The sequence below is a fragment of the Streptomyces griseus genome (assembly GCF_900460065.1).
GTDB classification, from domain to species: domain Bacteria; phylum Actinomycetota; class Actinomycetes; order Streptomycetales; family Streptomycetaceae; genus Streptomyces; species Streptomyces griseus.
This window is the reverse complement of the sequence record NZ_UAVD01000005.1, coordinates 51,678-68,969: the sequence shown is the minus strand read 5'-3', so window position 1 is coordinate 68,969 and position 17,292 is coordinate 51,678. Positions and strand designations below refer to the sequence as shown.

The following is a 17,292-nucleotide window of genomic DNA, read 5'->3' as shown; positions in this document are numbered from 1 at the left end:
GTACCCGGTTGACCGGGCCACGTTGGCCCGGTTACCCCTGGGGGAGATAGAGGCCCCTACTCCTGATCAGGAGTAGGGGCCTTTTCACCTGCGGCGGAGACCAGGTTCAGCAAGTCCCCCTCCGGCAGGTGGCGCCCCTTGCCTGCGGCGGCGGTGTATTGCCGGTTCCGGCATGCCGGTGCGCCTCGCCCTCGAAGCACCCCGGTCGTCGAGGCTAACCGCAGTGAACTCGGTGACCAGTTGCATGCGTCAGTCCGGACGAGCCCGGACCGACGTACGCCCGCCGCCCTTCACTCCAGATTCTCGATCAACGACACAATCGATCAAGAATATATGCCATCACGGATGACACATGGCCAACCACCACTACCGCCATTCCACTGGAATGCGGGACAACTGCTCAAGTATGTCCCAGTCCTGAGGCTTGAAGGAGGGGCAGTGCCATCCCGCACCGTTCCCCGTCCAGTAGCCACGGTAGTTGCGGACCCCCATGAGGCTGGTGTCGGAAACATCTGACTCGTTGCCGCAGCACACACAGATCAGCGCTGTGGGCCATCCACCTTCCCAGAAGAGGTCGCCGTCGTCGTGTCCGCACACCCGGCAGACAGATTCCTCGTCTGGACCGGGGGGATCGAGGTCTTCTGGTGGCATGGAGTCACCTTTCATCCCTGTCAGCGCTCTCGCTGACCTTGCGCCTTAAGGTAGTCCTCTAGCGTAGGCCACCTGTTAGTGTCGAAGCCGCGCGGGTTGTCAGGACTCCTAGGAGCTGGCCGATTCATCGTCTTAGGCACGCCACCACCGTCATAGGAGACGAGAGTATTGGACTTCTTCTCGTACACGGCGTAACCGTTGAGGTTGCCGCTCTTGTCCAGACGATCCCAGACGCGATAACCGGCAGGAGGCTTGGGGCTATTTGCCGCCTGCCGGTAAAAGTGGGCCATTTCCACGTACTGTTTAGCGTTCTGCAGCTCGGGAAATTCACCGCGGTGGCTCTTAAAGTGTTCCAGAGCGTTCTTGACGCTAGGAAATTTCTTATTGCTCGCCCAGATGTGGGCCACGGATCCGCTGGCCCGTTCGGCCTTCATGAAAGCTTCCGCGCCGCGGAACATGTTCTTGCCCCACTTGGCGCCGGTGGCCCCCCAGCCGACGAACGGGATCGCTGAGGCCGCGGAGAGGGAGGCGTTGAGCGCGTCGCCTTCGAGTCCGTACCATCCCGCGTTCGCCAGGTCCGCGATCTCGCCGACGCCCGGGACCAGCCCGGCGACGTCCAGCACCGTGTGCCCGACGCCGGACAGCACGTCCCAGACGCTGATGTCATCGTCGGCCGCCGCATCGGCGAGGGCTTCCTCCATCTCCTGCAGCGCCGCAAGGTTGGTGCGGTTCTCTTCCTTCCGTGCGGCCTCGGCCTCTTCGCGGGACTTCGTCACCCACGCGGCGAGCGCGTCCTTCGCGGCCTTGTCGGCCGCGTCGGCGTCCTTGCCGGCCGCGATCGCGGACTGCTTGGCCTCATTGGCGTACGACCAGGCCGCGTCGGCCGAACCACGCGCGGCGGTCGCGGACGACTCCGCAAGGGCCGCGGAGTGGCCGGCCTCGCGAGCGGACTGCCGGGCCTGCGCCTCGGCCTCAGTGGCCTTCTTCGCCGACTCGGCCGCGCGATTGGCGGACTCGGTTGCCTGCTTGGCCGACTCGGCCGCCTGATTGGCGTATCCCTGGGCCTTGTTCTTCGAAGCCTCGGCTTCCTTGCGGTACTTGTCGGCCTCAGCGGCGGCCTTGCGGGCGTCGGCTGCGACGGCCTGGGCCCGGTCGGCGTTCTCCTGCGCCGTCGCGGCGACCTTGGAGGCGTCCAGAATCAGCTTGCGGATCTGCAGGTCATGAGTGGCCGCGAGCAGATCCTTGCGCTTGGCCTTGAACTGGCCGGAGACTGAGAACTCGTGCAGGGCCTGAGCCGGGGCCTTGAGAGCGATGCAGGCGGCCACCGTCACTTCGCTGACGGAACACTTGTCGGGGGCCGTGGACCCCCCGTCCGCGAGACCCGCGGCGATGAGACGGTCGTCGTCGTACTGCGCGGTGAACTGTCCGGTGACGAGGAACTGGCGGTACTTGTCCTCCGAGCCCGAGTTCAGTGCAGCGCGACCGCTCTCCTGGACGTTGGGACCGCCGTTGCTGATGATCTGCGCGATCTGCAGGCGGAAGTCGTCGGAGGCGGCCACGTACTGGCCCGTCTCCAGGAATGAAGTGATTTTGGCGGCATCCCCGGAGAGCGCGGTCACCGCCTGGATCCGGACCGGCTCGATCTCCGAGAGGAGGGCGAGGTTCTCGACGCGGGCGCGATCGTCCTGCTCGGCGGCCTGCGTCCATCCGGTACGGATGTAGTCGATGAGGTCCTTGTCCGTGCCCGCGAGGGCGACTTCGGCTGCCGTACGGCTCCAGGGACCCCGGACCTTCATCGCACCGATGGCAACCGTGCGGGCCTTGAGGGCGACATCCGCGGGCTCGGCGCCGGGAGCATTCGCCTCCGCGGCCAGCTTCTCGGCCTCCGCCTCCAGGTCCTGCGCCTCCTTGGCCGCACTCTCGCGCGCCTGATCGAAGGCGGCGGTGGAGTCGGCCAGGGCGATCGCCTTCTCCATGCCGATGTTCGCGCGTTCGGTGCGCCCTTCCTTCTCGATCTGCAGCGCGAGCTCGTGCGTCTTGACCGACTTGGCGACCGCCGCGGACGCACGGGTGGCTGCATCCTGTGCGGCCTTGGCGTGAGCGGTGGACTGCGCGGCGGCCGCGGCGGCCTCACCGGCGTGGTCCGCCGCCTCGTCCGCCGCCTTGGCCGCGTTGCGCGCGTGCGTGGCCGCCGACCGGGCGTCGTCACGCGCATCACGGGCTGCCTGAGCTGACTTGCGGGCCAGGTTCCGGGCCTCCTGGGCGGCGCGAGAGGCCTCGTTGGCCTGCCGCTCGGCGCGGGCGGCGGCATTCCGGGCCGTCTGCGAGTGCACACCGGCCTGGTCTGCGAAGTTGCTGGCGCTCCTGGCAGAGCTCGCCGCACTCTGCGCGTCGGCGCCGGCCTTGCTTGCGGAGTCAGCGGCATCCGCGGCACGATCCGCCGCGATACCAGCCTGGTTGGATGCCTCGGCCGCCTTGTCGGCCCCCTCGGCGGCTGCACGCGCGTTCTCTGCGGCAGCGCGCGCCTTGGAGGCGTCGCCCGCGTTGACCGCGGCAGAGGCAGCCGCACCACGTGCGGCGGAGGCGGCCTGGGCGGCGCCAGCGGCTGCCGAGGCGGCCTGGGCCGCGGCGTTGGCGGCGATGCGGGCGGAGTTGTTGGCTGCCCGAGCAGCACTGATGGCCTGCTGGGCCGCAGAAGCGGCTTGGTCGGCGGCCTTGGCCGCACGGCCGGCCGCAGCTGCGGCGCTGAGCGCGTCGTCGCGCGCGAGGTCGGTCTCCCGGGCGGCCTTCTCGGCTGCCGTCTTGGCCAGTGCCGCGGCCGTGATGGCGCGCTTGGAGGTCACCTCGGCAGCCTTGGTCTCCACCAGCGCCTGGCGTCCGGCCTCGACTGCCTGCTCGGAGAGCTCAGCGATCGTGGCGTGTTCCCGGTCCCGGTCGCGGGCGATGTGCTGGCCCACTTCCAGGAACTCCCGGACATCGGCCGGACTACCGTTCATGGCGATCTTGCCCGCGGCTCGAATGTTCGGCCCGCCGGTGCTCAGGATCTGAGCCAGTTGCAGCCGTTCATCATCCTCGCGGGCCGTGTGCTGCCCCTTGTTGAGGAACGCCTGGACGTCGGCGGCGGAACCATTGAGCGCCGCCTTGCCTGCCTCCTGGACCCCGAAGCCTCCGGCGTCCATGATCTGGGCGACACGAAGCCTTTGGTCCTCCTCGAGCGGATGCTTCCATCCGTCCTTGAGAAACACCTGCAGTTCCGCGTTCGACGCCGACAGCGCCGTGCGAGCCGCTTCCTGGACGTTGACCCCGCCCACCGTGGCGATCTGCGCCACGGAGACGCGGTCGTCGTCGGCCTGGAGGCCGGGGGCCACCTTGTCCAGGAAGTTCTTCACCTCGGCATCGCTGCCGGTGAGGGCCACCTCGGCAGCAGCCTTGACGCCGGGTCCGCCTTCTTTCCAGAGCTCGACAACCCTCCCGCGGTCGGTCGCCGGTATCGCGCTGACAGGGCTCTCGTCGTCGTCGAACCCGTCATCAGCAAAAACCGGAGCGGATCCCATCAACCCCATGACCAGCGCAACCGGCAGCAGGCTCACCAGCAGCGCCCGCAGGGTGCTCGACGCCCTTCTCGCGTGCCGAGGTGCACGCAGTTTTCGCCTCAACATCGCTCATCTCATCGTCGGCGACATGCCATCGCCGGAATCTGGATCGAGGGAGCGGCCAAAAAGCCGAAAAAGTTCGTATGTTCGCGTTTCAGACATCGAACGCGACCCGCCCCCGCTCGGCGTGCGCGGCGCGAGACGCCAGGACAGATCGCCAAAGAAGGCGACAAGTTGCACACATACCGAGTTCGCTCGCACATTACTCTGGCCCACCAAAGGCCCACACTCCGGGATACGGTGATCCACTTCACTTTATTTCACCTTGACAGGCCTCGTGAGCGAGCTGTTTCTTTGCAACTGAGGTTCGCTGATCAGTGCCTGACTCCGCGTGTGGCGCTGCGAGTTTCCTGACCGCTCGAATCGCGGCTGAGCCGTACCCGCTTCCCGGAAGGACGCCACCAGGTGTTCACGCATGCCCCCAAGCTGATTGCCGGCACCGCACTTGTCGGTGCCGCCGCCTTGGCCGTCGCCGTGCCCGCCCTGGCCTCGTCGCCCAGCGCCCAATCGTCCGTCGCCGACGCGTCGATGCCGCACACAGTGGAGACGTACGACTACCCGGGTGCCGAGCAGGTCCTCGAAGAGAAGTCGATTAAGTTGATCCGCGGCGACGGCCACATCGTCCTCGCCGAATGCGACAACTCCGACAAGACTCAGATCAAGGTTCAGGTCACCCGTGGCCCGGACGAGCAGAACAAGCCCAAGCTCTTTTGTTTCCGGGCAACCGCCAAGTCCGGTTTCCTCACGCTCGAGGTGCCGAGGGTGTTCTACATCGAGACCGCCGACCACCCGGTGTCGGCGAAGCTGACCACCGACGCCGGTGCCTCCGAGACCGTCAACGTCGACAAGGACGACTTCAAGACCGTCGGCCAGGGGCTTGGCAAGCCGATGACAACCTTGGTCGAACTGCGCGTCACCGGCTGACCTTTGACCGCCGGGCCGGTGGACGTCCGCAGCGCGGACGGTGTCCGAGCCGCACGTCGTGCTGCCCCGCTACTGACCTGGGCTGCTGGCGCGCCGCCGTCTCCGTCGTTCCACACCACGGACGACGCGACGGTTCCCGGCCGGACCGCTGCCCGGAAGGGGGCCGGCCGTCGGGGGCGGGCTGAACCCGGCCGCCCCGAAGGGGGGTTAGCCCTAAGGAATGCGGGGGCTAGCCCCACTGTCACCGGGGCCCGGGCTCCGTACCGTCGTAGCCATGGAAGCCCGTGACCACGAGCTCAAGAAGGAGCTCGCCGCCACCCTCCAGGCCCGTGGCGAGCTGGGCGCGGAGTACGAGACCGCCCTCATCGACTCGTTCCTGGAGAAGGTCGAGCAGCGGCTCGACACCACGCTCGACCGCCGGGTCCGCCGTCAGCTCGCCGAGCAGCAGATGTCCGCCGCCCGGGGGGCGCGTCCGGCGGAGTCCTGGAGCTTCGGGGAGCGGCACGGTCTGGGCATCGTCTCGCTGATCCTGGCCATCCCGCTGTCCGCGATCGGTGTCGCGAACGCCGATGTCGAGGGGCTGGTCGTGGCCTGGCTCGGCATCGTCGGCGTCAACGCGTTCCAGGCGGCGCGGGGCGGCGGCCTGTTCCGCCGCCGGGAAGATCGCGCGCCGTCCGACTGGCGGGACTGAGCGCCGCCGAGGCCGTCCGGCCGGCGGGGCTGAGCGCCGCCGCGGTCACGCGCGGGCGCGAGCCTCGCGGAGCGCGGCCGGCCCCGGGAACGACAGCGCGGCCGGACCCACGGGGGAGTCCGGCCGCGCTGTCGTGCGTGCGAAGTCTGTCGCGGGGACCGCCGCACCCCCGGTCGCCCGGGGGGCGGGACGACGGCGGTCCCCGCGAGGGACGCGGTCCGGGTCAGGGCCGGTTGCCCGCGTCCGGGCGACGGTGGAGGTCCGGGAGCCGCTCCGTAGTCCGGTGTCGCCGTTCTGGGTGCCGGCGGGTTTCCCTGCCGACACCCACCAATGTGCCGGAGCCGTGTTAAGCGGGTGCTGCGCGGACGTGACGCGCTCGTACCGTTTTCGCGAAGGCCCGCGGCCGACCCGTGAGCCGCCCCGGACCGGCCCCGGCGGCCGACCCGTCAGGCCTTCGCCGTGCCCGCGTCCTCGGCGAGGAACGCCAGCAGGTCCTGCCTGCTCACGACGCCCTTGGGCTTGCCCTCGACGAGCACGATCGCCGCGTCGGCCCCGTCCGTGCCGCTGAGCACGGCCATCAGGTCCTCGACCGGTTCGCCGGAGCCGACCTGCGGCAGCGGAGCCGACATGTGCTTCTCCAGCGGGTCGGACAGCGAGGCGCGCTGGGTGAACAGCGCGTCCAGCAGCTGCCGCTCCACGACCGATCCGATGACCTCCGCGGCCATCACGTCCGGGTGACCGGCGCCCGGCTTCACGATCGGCATCTGGGAGACGCCGTACTCGCGCAGCACCTCGATGGCCTCGCCGACCGTCTCCTCCGGGTGCATGTGGACGAGCGAGGGCATCGGGCCCTCCTTGAAGTCCAGGACCGCGCCGACGTTGGCGGAGGTGCCGGTGTTCTCCAGGAAGCCGTAGTCGGCCATCCACTCGTCGTTGAAGATCTTGCTCAGGTAGCCGCGCCCGCTGTCGGGGAGCAGCACCACGACGACGTCATCGGGGCCGAGCCGCTTGGCGACCTCCAGGGCCCCGACGACCGCCATGCCGCAGGAACCGCCGACGAGCAGCCCCTCCTCCTTGGCGAGCCGGCGCGTCATCTGGAAGGAGTCCTTGTCGGACACGGCGACGATCTCGTCGGTGACGTTCCGGTCGTACGCGCTCGGCCAGAAGTCCTCGCCGACGCCCTCGACCAGGTACGGCCGCCCCGAGCCGCCGGAGTAGACCGAGCCCTCCGGGTCCGCGCCGATGACCTGGACCGCGCCGTCGCTGATCTCCTTCAGGTAGCGCCCGGTGCCGCTGATGGTGCCGCCGGTGCCGACGCCCGCGACGAAGTGGGTGATCTTCCCCTCCGTCTGCTCCCACAGCTCGGGACCGGTGGTCTCGTAGTGCGAGCGCGGGTTGTTCGGGTTGGAGTACTGGTCGGGCTTCCAGGCGCCCGGCGTCTCGGTGACCAGCCGGTCGGAGACGTTGTAGTACGAGTCCGGGTGCTCGGGGTCGACGGCGGTGGGGCAGACGACGACCTCGGCGCCGTACGCGCGCAGCACGTTGATCTTGTCCGTGGACACCTTGTCCGGGCAGACGAAGATGCACTTGTAGCCCTTCTGCTGGGCGACGATGGCGAGGCCGACGCCCGTGTTGCCGCTGGTCGGCTCGACGATCGTGCCGCCGGGCTTCAGCTCCCCGCTCTGCTCGGCCGCCTCGATCATGCGCAGCGCGATGCGGTCCTTCACGGACCCGCCGGGGTTGAAGTACTCGACCTTGGCCAGGACCGTCGCCTGGATACCTGCCGTGACGTTGCGCAGCCTCACCAGCGGGGTGTTGCCGACAAGACTGATCATCGAATCGTGGAATTGCACCGTGTACTCCGGGATCTCCGAGATGGTCCGGCCCAGAGTATGCGTACGGGGCGCACTGTGCGTACGGGAAGGAGTACACCGAGCCCCCGGCGGGGCAAGTAGGTACGTGTACGGCTGTACGGCGAGGAGGAGGTGGACCGGACTGTGTCGAGAGCAAGGGTGGCACGGCGGATCGCGGCGGGCGCGGCCTACGGCGGTGGCGGCATCGGGTTGATCGGTGCGGCGGCCGTGGGCGTGTTCCTGGCGGAGGTCCAGCTCGCGAAGAGGCAGGTCGGCGGCGGGACGGCGCCGGTCCCGCCGAGTGCGGACGGACGGTACGGAGTGGCGTTCGCCGGGCCGAACGACGCGATGCGGCTCGGGATCCTCGGGGACTCGACGGCTGCGGGCCAGGGCGTGCGGCGGGCCGGGCAGACCCCGGGCGCGCTGCTGGCCTCGGGTCTCGCGGCGGTGGCCGAGCGGCCGGTGGACCTGCGGAACGTGGCCCTGCCGGGGGCCAGGTCGGACGATCTGGAGCGGCAGGTGTCACTGCTGCTGGCGGACCCGGCACGGGTCCCGGACGTCTGCGTGATCATGATCGGGGCGAACGACGTCACCCACCGGATGCCCGCGACCCAGTCGGTGCGCTGTCTGACGACGGCGGTGCGCAGGCTGCGGACGGCGGGGGCGGAGGTGGTCGTCGGGACCTGCCCGGACCTGGGCACGATCGAGCCGGTCTACCAGCCGTTGCGCTGGCTGGCCCGGCGGGTGAGCCGGCAGCTGGCGGCGGCGCAGACGATCGGCGTGGTGGAGCAGGGCGGTCGCACGGTGTCGCTGGGCGATCTGCTGGGCCCGGAGTTCGCGGCGAACCCGCGCGAGCTGTTCGGCCCGGACAACTACCACCCCTCCGCCGAGGGCTACGCCACGGCGGCCATGGCGGTGCTGCCCACGCTGTGCGCGGTGCTGGGCCTGTGGCCGGAGTCGGACCGGCTGGACGGCGCACGGCGCGAGGACATCCTTCCGGTGGCGAAGGCCGCGTCCCGGGCGGCCCGGGAGGCCGGTACGGAGGTCACGGGGGCGCGCGCTCCCTGGGCCCTCCTCAAGCACCGTCGGCGGCGGCGCCTGCCCGCCTCCACGGAGCCCACCCCGCACCCGCACCCGGACGCCGCCCACGGGCACGCGTAGGAGGGCCCTCGCCACCCGGCAGACCGTCGGCGGGAGCCCGGCGGACCATCCTGAGCAAGCGCTTAGAAAAGAGTCCCGCATCACACGGCCTGCCGGGTGACCCCGACGATACGTCCGGGTAACTTCCAGAGGAGTTCCGTCCGTCCACACAGCCTTCCAGCCCCTTGGAGCCGCGTGATGCCCGAAGCCGTGATCGTCTCTGCCGCCCGTTCGCCGATCGGCCGCGCCTTCAAGGGGTCCCTCAAGGACCTGCGCGCGGACGACCTGACCGCCACGATCATCCAGACCGCGCTGGCCAAGGTCCCGGAGCTGGACCCGAAGGACATCGACGACCTGATGCTGGGCTGCGGTCTGCCCGGCGGCGAGCAGGGCAACAACCTCGGCCGCATCATCGCCGTGCAGATGGGGATGGACCACCTTCCCGGCTGTACGGTCACCCGCTACTGCTCCTCGTCGTTGCAGACCAGCCGGATGGCGCTGCACGCGATCAAGGCGGGCGAGGGCGACGTCTTCATCTCGGCCGGTGTCGAGATGGTGTCCCGCTTCACCAAGGGCAACTCCGACAGCCTCCCGGACACGCACAACCCGCTGTTCGCCGAGGCCGAGGCCCGCACCGCCGCCCGTGCCGAGGAGTCCGGCGCGAGCTGGCACGACCCGCGCGAGGACGGCCTCGTGCCGGACGCGTACATCTCGATGGGGCAGACGGCGGAGAACCTGGCCCGGTCCAAGGGCGTCACCCGCCAGGAGATGGACGAGTTCGGCGTACGGTCGCAGAACCTCGCCGAGGAGGCCCTGAAGAACGGCTTCTGGGAGCGGGAGATCACCCCGGTCACCACCCCCGACGGCACGGTCGTCGCCAAGGACGACGGCCCGCGCGCGGGGGTCACCCTGGAGGGCGTGCAGGGCCTGAAGCCGGTCTTCCGCCCCGACGGCCTGGTCACCGCGGGCAACTGCTGCCCGCTCAACGACGGCGCCGCCGCCCTGGTGATCATGTCCGACACCAAGGCGCGCGAGCTGGGCCTGACCCCGCTGGCCCGGATCGTCTCCACCGGCGTCTCCGGCCTCTCCCCCGAGATCATGGGCTACGGCCCGGTCGAGGCCAGCAAGCAGGCGCTGAAGCGGGCCGGCCTGACCGTGGACGACATCGACCTCGCCGAGATCAACGAGGCGTTCGCCGCCCAGGTCATCCCCTCCTACCGGGACCTCGGCCTGCCGCTGGACAAGGTCAACGTCAACGGCGGCGCGATCGCCGTGGGCCACCCCTTCGGCATGACCGGCGCCCGCATCACCGGCACGCTGATCAACAGCCTCCAGTTCCACGACAAGCAGTGGGGCCTGGAGACGATGTGCGTGGGCGGCGGCCAGGGCATGGCGATGGTCATCGAGCGACTGAGCTGAGGCGCAGCGGAGGGTAGGGGTCGCCCGAGGGACGAGGACGGCACCTGCCCGCAGCGGAGGCACAGCCCAGTGCGACCACCAGCACGAGCGACTGAGCTGACGTGCGGCGGAGGGTGGGGGGCTCCCGCGCGGCGGGGGTTTCGAATCCCTCCGAGCCCCGACCGTGACCGAATCTCCCCCAGGATGTGATCTGCGTCCTGGGGGAGCGCCGTTTCCGCAGGTCAGCGCCGTTATGGGGCTAAACATCGGACCGAAAGACCTGTCCATTTCGTGACGTAATGCACTGACAGCGCGTACCGGTACAGGTCAAGCTGATGTAGGAAGTCGGGGGTATCGATAGAAACCGGGAGTATGTCAGTGAGCGCCATGTCATTTGCCCTGTTGCTGACCACCGCCGCTGCCACGGTCGTCGGCGCCGCCGCACTGCACGCCGCTCACGGGCTGCGCAAGCAGGTCGTGGCGCTGCGCACGGAGCTGGCCGCCGGTCACGCCCTGCATGCTTCCGTGCCGCCGCAGAGCCGCGGTACGGCCACTGGGGCCGAGGAGATACGCGCGGCCGTCGCCGAAGCGCTCGCCGAGGAGCGCGAGCGCGAGCTGGCCGAGGCGCGCGCTTTCTGGGCCGCCCAGGAGGCCCGTGACGCCGCCGACGCCCCGTCCCTGCTGGGCGGTCTGTCCGGCCTCGGCGACGACGCCCCGTACTACCTGCCCCGGCAGGCCGACTTCGCCGGCCTGGAGTCGATGGACCTCGAAGCGGCCGAGGCGATGGAGGAGCTCGCGGAGCTGAGCGAGCGGACCCTCGCGGAGGCGGAGCTGGGCGAGCGGACCCTCGCGGAGCACGAGGTCGGCGAGCTGACCGATCTCCCGGAGATCTCCGAGTTCCCCGAGGACTCCCCCGAGCTGGCCGCGGCCCGCCGCCGGCACCCCTCGCACCCGGACTTCGTCCCCGTGCAGACGCCGGTGGTCACCGACCACGAGCGCACCGTGAACCGGCTGGAGGAGCTGGCCGACACCGCGACCGAGCTGACCGACGTGCGGCCCGGACCGTTGGGCACCCTCGACGTGTACGTCTTCGCCGACGGCACCACGCTCTGCATGACCCCCGGTCACCGGGAGACCGCCGAGCGCCTCGCCGACGCCCTGCGGGCGGGCAGGCAGCCGGTGCTGCTGGGGGGTTCGGGGGTCTCGGGCGCCTACGCGCTGACCTTCTCCTGCGGCGAGGACAACGTGTACATCCTCGCCGACCGCGTCATCGCCTCGTTCTGACCGCCGGGCGCGGGCCCCTCGCACGCATCACGCGAACGCCCGCGCCGCCGCTTCCCCGACGTGCCGCACGGCCTCGTCCAGCTCCTGGGACGGGGCCGTTTCCAGCGCCACGGCCAGGTCCCGCCCGGCGACGGCGAGTTGGTCGCCCACGGCGAACATCCCGGCGTCGGGCAGCTCCCGCGGCTCGGCGTCCGGGTTCTCCAGGCGCTGGGCCCGGGCGGCGAGTTCACGGGCGGCGGCGAGCGCCTCGGCGGCCGCACCGCGCTGGAGGCGGCTCTGCGGCGCCGAGCGCAGCCGGTCGGCGAATCGGTCCACGGCCAGGGTCAGGGGCGTCGTATCGAGCACCCGGCCGACCCTACGCGGCCCTCCCGCCCGGCCGCCAACACTCCAGGGGGCGGCCCCGGGGCACGGAACGCGGAACGGCCCGCAGGCGCGATGCCTGCGGGCCGTTCCGGTGCTACGGGTGTGACGCGTGCGGCGGGTGCCGCGCGGTCGGTCAGTCGTCGCCGCTGAGGATCGCGACCAGGCGCAGCATCTCGATGTAGATCCACACCAGGGTCACGGTGAGGCCGAAGGCCGCCAGCCAGGACTCCTCGCGCGGAGCGCCGTACGCGATGCCGTCCTCGACCTGCTTGAAGTTCAGGGCGAGGATGCACGCGCCGATGACGATGGCCACGATGCCGAAGATGATGCCGAGGGCACCGCTGCGGAAGCCGAGGCCGTCACCGCCGCCGAACACGGCGAACAGGAGGTTGACCATCATCAGCAGTGAGAAGCCGATGGCGGCCGCCATCACGAAGCCGTAGAAACGGCGCGTGACCCGGATCAGTCCGGTGCGGTAGGCGATCAGCACACCGGCGAAGACCGCCATGGTGCCGAGCACGGCCTGCATCGCGGCGCCGGGAGCCCAGTAGACACTGACGATGTTGCTGATGACGCCGAGGAAGACACCCTCGAACGCCGCGTACGTCAGGATCAGCGGCGGCGAGGGCCGACGCTTGAACGAGTTCACCAGCGACAGCACGAAGCCGATGATCGCGGCGACGACGGCGACGCCGATCGCCGTGCCGACGTTCGCCTGGTCGACCGGCAGCAGCCACCAGGCGGCGGTCGCGGCGACGATCACGGTGCCGAGCGTCATCGCCGTGCGCGTGACCACGTCGTCGATGGTCATCACGTCGGGACGGGCGGGCGCCTGCGGGGCGCCCTGGATGTCCGTCTGCGCGTAGGGGTTCGTGGCGTACGGGTTGGCGGCGGTGCCCTGCGCGTACGGGTTGCCCGTCGCGGGGGCCCCGGCCTGCGGCGTCGCGTTGAAGCCCGCGTGGCCGTTGTCGCGGCTGAACCCCCGTCGCGAGAAGACCGGGTTGCTGCTCCTCATCTCACTCCTCCATGGCCACACTGCGTGGCCTTGCCACAAGAGTAATGGGTAGGCAAAAGAATCACCCTAGTGCCAGGGGAGGATCTTTGCGGCGGCCTAAGGTGATGCCCGCCGGGGTACGGGGAGGACTGGCCCGCGAGGCGGAGATCACACATCCGGCGCCGTCACCGCCTGGGCCGTCCGGGTCACGCACAGTGTTGCGCGTAGTGCCCGGAGCCGGACTCGAACCGGCACGCCCCCGAGGGGCAGCGAGGTTTAAGCTCGCCGTGTCTACGTTCCACCATCCGGGCGTGCCGCGCGACTCCGCGTTTGGCTACCGACCCTAACCGGGGACATCCCTCGATCAGCGGAACGGTGGCGCGATGTTGTCTTATTTTATTGACCGCTTGAGGGTCCGTCAGGACATCAGGCCAAGCTGACCACACACCCGTGGCCGATCTTGGGCGGTCCGCGCACCGCACGGGAATGACGGAAAGTCGCCGCACTCGTACGGCCCAACGCGCCAGGTCCGCGCCATGCTTCGCCAGGGCGTCCGCCACCCTCGGGTCCGCCGCCGCCCCGGGCCCGCACCCGGCCTCGCTCCGGAGGGGCCGGCCCGCCCTCGGCGCCGCTCTCCACTCGCGCCCCCGGGCGCTCACGGTGGGTGATCACGACGCCCCGGGACACCACTGCGGTCAGGGTCGATGTCATACCCGAGGAGGACGGATCCACGCCGCTGATGCGACTCAAGACGGCCACGGGAACGGGCATCGGGAGTGACGACCGGAGCCGATCGGGACGTAACGATGGAGTAAGTCCCCGAGGCGTGGCCCGACGGCCCCCTCAGCACGGCCCCAGCATCCGCATCACCCGAACCAGGAGCGTCCCTGTGACCACCACCCCCACCGTTCACCGCGCCACCGCGGTGGCTGCCCGCGCCACGGAGCTGTCGAAGGTCTACGGCGAGGGCGAGACGCAGGTCGTCGCCCTGGACCGGGTGACCGTGGACTTCCCGCAGGGCGAGTTCACCGCGATCATGGGGCCCTCGGGCTCCGGCAAGTCGACGCTGATGCACTGCGTGGCCGGGCTCGACAGCTTCAGCAGCGGCTCGGTGCGCATCGGCGAGACCGAGCTCTCGACGCTGAAGGACAAGCAGCTCACGCAGTTGCGCCGGGACAAGATCGGTTTCATCTTCCAGGCGTTCAACCTGCTGCCGACCCTCACCGCGCTGGAGAACATCACGCTGCCGATGGACATCGCCGGCCGCAAGCCGGACGCCGCGTGGCTCCAGAAGGTGATCGACATGGTCGGTCTCTCGGAGCGGCTGAAGCACCGCCCGACCGAGCTCTCCGGCGGTCAGCAGCAGCGTGTCGCCGTGGCCCGCGCCCTCGCCTCGCAGCCCGAGATCATCTTCGGTGACGAGCCGACCGGAAACCTGGACTCCCGCTCCGGCGCCGAGGTCCTCGGCTTCCTGCGCAACTCGGTGCGCGAGCTCGGCCAGACCGTGGTGATGGTGACGCACGACCCGGTCGCCGCCTCCTACGCGGACCGGGTCGTCTTCCTCGCGGACGGCGCGGTCGTCGACCAGATGATGCACCCGACCGCCGACGGGGTCCTCGACCGGATGAAGGCGTTCGACGCGAAGGGCCGCACGAGCTGACGCCGCCGGCGGTCGCCCCGCACCGCCGCCGCACCGGCCGACGCGGGCGCCCGCCGGACCCCGGCCGCCGCCCCCGCGCGCCCCCGCCCCCCTTCCGGAACCCATCCCAGGACACACAGACATGTTCCGTACCGCCCTGCGCAATGTGCTCGCGCACAAGGCCAGGCTGCTGATGACCGTGCTCGCCGTCATGCTCGGCGTAGCGTTCGTCTCCGGCACCCTGATCTTCACCGACACCCTCGGCAACGCCTTCAGCAAGCAGTCCGCCAAGAGCTACGACAACGTCGCCGTCTCCATCGAGACGTTCGCCGGCGACGACGAGAAGACCGCCGGCATAGACGAGGCCACCCTGGAGAAGATCCGGGGTCTGGACGGCGTGGCCTCCGCCACCGGCCGGGTCAACGGCTTCGCCGGGGTCGCCGACCCGGACGGCAAGCTGATCGGCAACGGCTGGTCCAACACCGGCGCGAACTTCGCCCCCGGCAAGGACGGCGAGGACGCGAGCTACGTCTTCACCGACGGCTCGGGCCCGGCGAAGAACGGCACGATCGCGCTCGACAAGGACACCGCGAACAAGGGCGAGTACAAGGTCGGCGACCCGGTGCGGGTCGCGACCAACGGCCCGGTGAAGGAGTACACCCTCTCGGGGATCTTCACCACCGAGGACGGCGCGGTCAACGCGGGCGGCAGCCTCGTGCTGTTCGACACCCCGACCGCCCAGCAGCTCTACCTGAAGCCCGGCGTCTTCCAGAGCGCCACGGTCTCGGCCGCGGACGGCGTCTCCGACCGGAAGCTGCTGGCCGAGATCGAGCCGCTGCTGCCCAAGGACGCCGACGCGCAGACCGGCAAGGCGCTGGCGGACCAGCAGGCCAAGGACATCGAGTCCGGCCTGACCAGCCTCAACACCATGCTGCTGGCCTTCGCGGGCATCGCGCTGTTCGTCGGCATCTTCCTCATCGCCAACACCTTCACCATGCTGATCGCCCAGCGGACCCGTGAGCTGGCCCTGATGCGGGCCATCGGCGCGACCCGCCGCCAGATCAAGCGCTCGGTGCTGCTCGAAGCGGCCGTGGTCGGCACGCTCGCCTCCGTCATCGGCTTCGCCCTCGGTCTCGGCCTCGCCATCGGTCTGCGCTCCGCGATGGGCCTCCTGGGCGGCAAGATCCCCGCGGGTCCGCTGATCGTCTCGCCGACCGCCGTCCTCTCCGCGTTCGCCGTCGGCGTCCTGATCACCGTGCTGGCCGCCTGGCTGCCCGCCCGCCGCGCCGCGAAGATCGCCCCGGTGGCCGCGATGAGCAGCGTGCACGCCACCGCCTCCACCAAGTCCCTGATCGTACGGAACTCCATCGGCGGCGTGATCGCCCTGCTCGGCGCCGCGGGGATCGTCGGCGGCGCGGCGGCCGGCGGCACGTCCGGCAGGCAGCTGGTGGCGGGCGGCGCGTTCTTCGCCCTGATCGGCGTCATCATCCTGATCCCGCTGCTCTCGCGCCCGGTCATCGCCCTGGTCCGGCCGCTGCTGAAGAAGGTGTTCGGCGTCTCGGGGAAGCTGGCCTCGCAGAACGCGGTCCGCAACCCGCGGCGCACCGGAGCCACCGCTTCCGCGCTCGCCATCGGGCTGACCCTGGTCACCGGCATCTCGGTGCTCGGCGTCACGCTCGGCCAGGCCATCGACAAGATGACCACGGACAACATCAAGGCCGACTACCTGGTCTCGATGGCCAGCGGCGACTCGCTCGACGAGTCCGCGCTCACCGCCCTGTCGAAGGCGGACGGCATCGCCGCGCTCTCCCCGCAGCAGGCCGCCTGGTTCGAGGTCGACGGCGAGTACCACTCGGCCTCCGCCGTCACCCCGGGCGACGTGGAGAAGGTCTTCTCGCTGACGACCGTCTCCGGCTCGCTCGGCTCGCTGAAGGACGGCCAGGTCGCGGTCGGCTCCAAGACCGCCGAGTCGAACGGCTGGAAGACCGGCGACACGCTCCCGGTGAAGTTCGAGGACGACAAGAAGGGCGAGGTCACCGTAGGGGCGCTCTACAAGGAGAACGAGTTCCTCTCGCCCTTCGTGATCCCGAAGGAGCTGGCGGACCGGCACAGCTCCGCCACGCGTCCCGAGATCCGCGAGATCTGGATCAAGGCGGACGGCGGCGCGAGCAAGGCCAACGAGCAGTCCATCGTGGACGCGCTCGGCGACAACCCGGCGATGAGCGTCATGGACCGGCAGGACATCCGTGACATGTTCGGCGGCTTCATCAACACCGCCCTGAACATCATGTACGGGCTGCTCGCCATGGCCCTGCTGATCGCGGTCCTCGGGGTCGTCAACACCCTCGCGATGTCGGTGTTCGAGCGGCAGCAGGAGATCGGCATGCTCCGCGCGATCGGCCTCGACCGGGGCCGCGTCAAGCGGATGATCCGTCTGGAGGCCGTCGTCATCTCGCTGTTCGGCGCGGTGATCGGGGTCGGCCTCGGGGTCTTCCTCGGCTGGGCGATCGGCCGGACGCTGTCCGCCGACATCCCCGGCTACGCCCTGGTCATCCCGTGGGACCGGCTCGGCGTCTTCCTGCTCCTCGCCGCCCTGGTGGGCGTCCTCGCCTCGCTGTGGCCCGCCCGCAGCGCCGCGAAGCTCAACATGCTGACGGCGATCAAGACGGAGTAGTCCGGGCCCGGAGGAGTCCGGGACGTGG

The 17,292-nt window shown here is 70.2% G+C and carries 11 protein-coding genes and 1 tRNA gene; 7 read left to right on the top strand and 5 right to left on the bottom strand.

All coding sequences use genetic code 11. The features are described from left to right. Positions 1–671: 671 nt before the first annotated feature. Positions 672–4,241, bottom strand: coding sequence for a hypothetical protein (locus DTB53_RS02795; protein WP_236586338.1), 3,570 nt, complete (start codon positions 4,239–4,241; stop codon positions 672–674). 468 nt (positions 4,242–4,709) lie between these two features. Here DTB53_RS02795 and DTB53_RS02790 point away from each other — a divergent pair, with 468 nt between their 5' ends. Both DTB53_RS02790 and DTB53_RS02785 read left to right on the top strand, forming a co-directional pair. Beyond that, on the top strand, positions 4,710–5,228 hold the full coding sequence (locus tag DTB53_RS02790; RefSeq protein WP_012380618.1) for a hypothetical protein: 519 nt from the start codon (positions 4,710–4,712) through the stop codon (positions 5,226–5,228). Positions 5,229–5,502: 274 nt separating this feature from the next. Next, positions 5,503–5,919, top strand: a complete 417-nt coding sequence (locus DTB53_RS02785) for a hypothetical protein (protein ID WP_003968680.1) — start codon at positions 5,503–5,505, stop codon at positions 5,917–5,919. Between the two features lie 446 nt (positions 5,920–6,365). Here the strand turns inward: DTB53_RS02785 and DTB53_RS02780 are convergent, their stop codons facing one another. Beyond that, a complete protein-coding gene (locus tag DTB53_RS02780; protein WP_003968679.1) occupies positions 6,366–7,772 on the bottom strand; it encodes a cystathionine beta-synthase in 1,407 nt (468 codons plus the stop codon). Positions 7,773–7,931: 159 nt separating this feature from the next. On the opposite strand from DTB53_RS02780, the gene DTB53_RS02775 reads away from it, so the two are divergent. The 3 genes from DTB53_RS02775 (at position 7,932) to DTB53_RS02765 (ending at position 11,594) form a co-directional block, all read left to right on the top strand. Beyond that, positions 7,932–8,933, top strand: a complete 1,002-nt coding sequence (locus tag DTB53_RS02775) for an SGNH/GDSL hydrolase family protein (protein ID WP_042497007.1) — start codon at positions 7,932–7,934, stop codon at positions 8,931–8,933. Between the two features lie 177 nt (positions 8,934–9,110). Next, entirely contained in the window at positions 9,111–10,331 is a 1,221-nt protein-coding gene (locus tag DTB53_RS02770) for an acetyl-CoA C-acetyltransferase (protein ID WP_003968676.1), read from the top strand. 366 nt (positions 10,332–10,697) lie between these two features. Beyond that, positions 10,698–11,594 carry a hypothetical protein gene (locus DTB53_RS02765; protein ID WP_370454203.1) on the top strand — a complete coding sequence of 299 codons (897 nt, stop codon included), beginning with the start codon at positions 10,698–10,700 and terminating at the stop codon, positions 11,592–11,594. Positions 11,595–11,621: 27 nt separating this feature from the next. On the opposite strand, the gene DTB53_RS02760 is transcribed toward DTB53_RS02765, so the two are convergent. The 3 genes from DTB53_RS02760 to DTB53_RS02750 form a co-directional block, all read right to left on the bottom strand. Continuing rightward, on the bottom strand, positions 11,622–11,939 hold the full coding sequence (locus tag DTB53_RS02760) for a hypothetical protein (RefSeq protein ID WP_012380614.1): 318 nt from the start codon (positions 11,937–11,939) through the stop codon (positions 11,622–11,624). A 151-nt stretch (positions 11,940–12,090) separates the two neighbouring features. After that, positions 12,091–12,972: a Bax inhibitor-1/YccA family protein gene (locus DTB53_RS02755; protein WP_003968673.1), complete on the bottom strand. Its 882-nt coding sequence runs from the start codon at positions 12,970–12,972 to the stop codon at positions 12,091–12,093. Positions 12,973–13,179: 207 nt separating this feature from the next. Next, a tRNA-Leu gene (locus DTB53_RS02750) sits at positions 13,180–13,262 on the bottom strand. Positions 13,263–13,840: 578 nt separating this feature from the next. Here DTB53_RS02750 and DTB53_RS02745 point away from each other — a divergent pair. Further along, complete coding sequence (locus DTB53_RS02745) at positions 13,841–14,611, top strand: ABC transporter ATP-binding protein (protein WP_003968672.1); 771 nt, start codon at positions 13,841–13,843, stop codon at positions 14,609–14,611. A gap of 121 nt (positions 14,612–14,732) precedes the next feature. Next, on the top strand, positions 14,733–17,264 hold the full coding sequence (locus tag DTB53_RS02740) for an ABC transporter permease (RefSeq protein WP_012380613.1): 2,532 nt from the start codon (positions 14,733–14,735) through the stop codon (positions 17,262–17,264). Positions 17,265–17,292 lie beyond the last annotated feature (28 nt).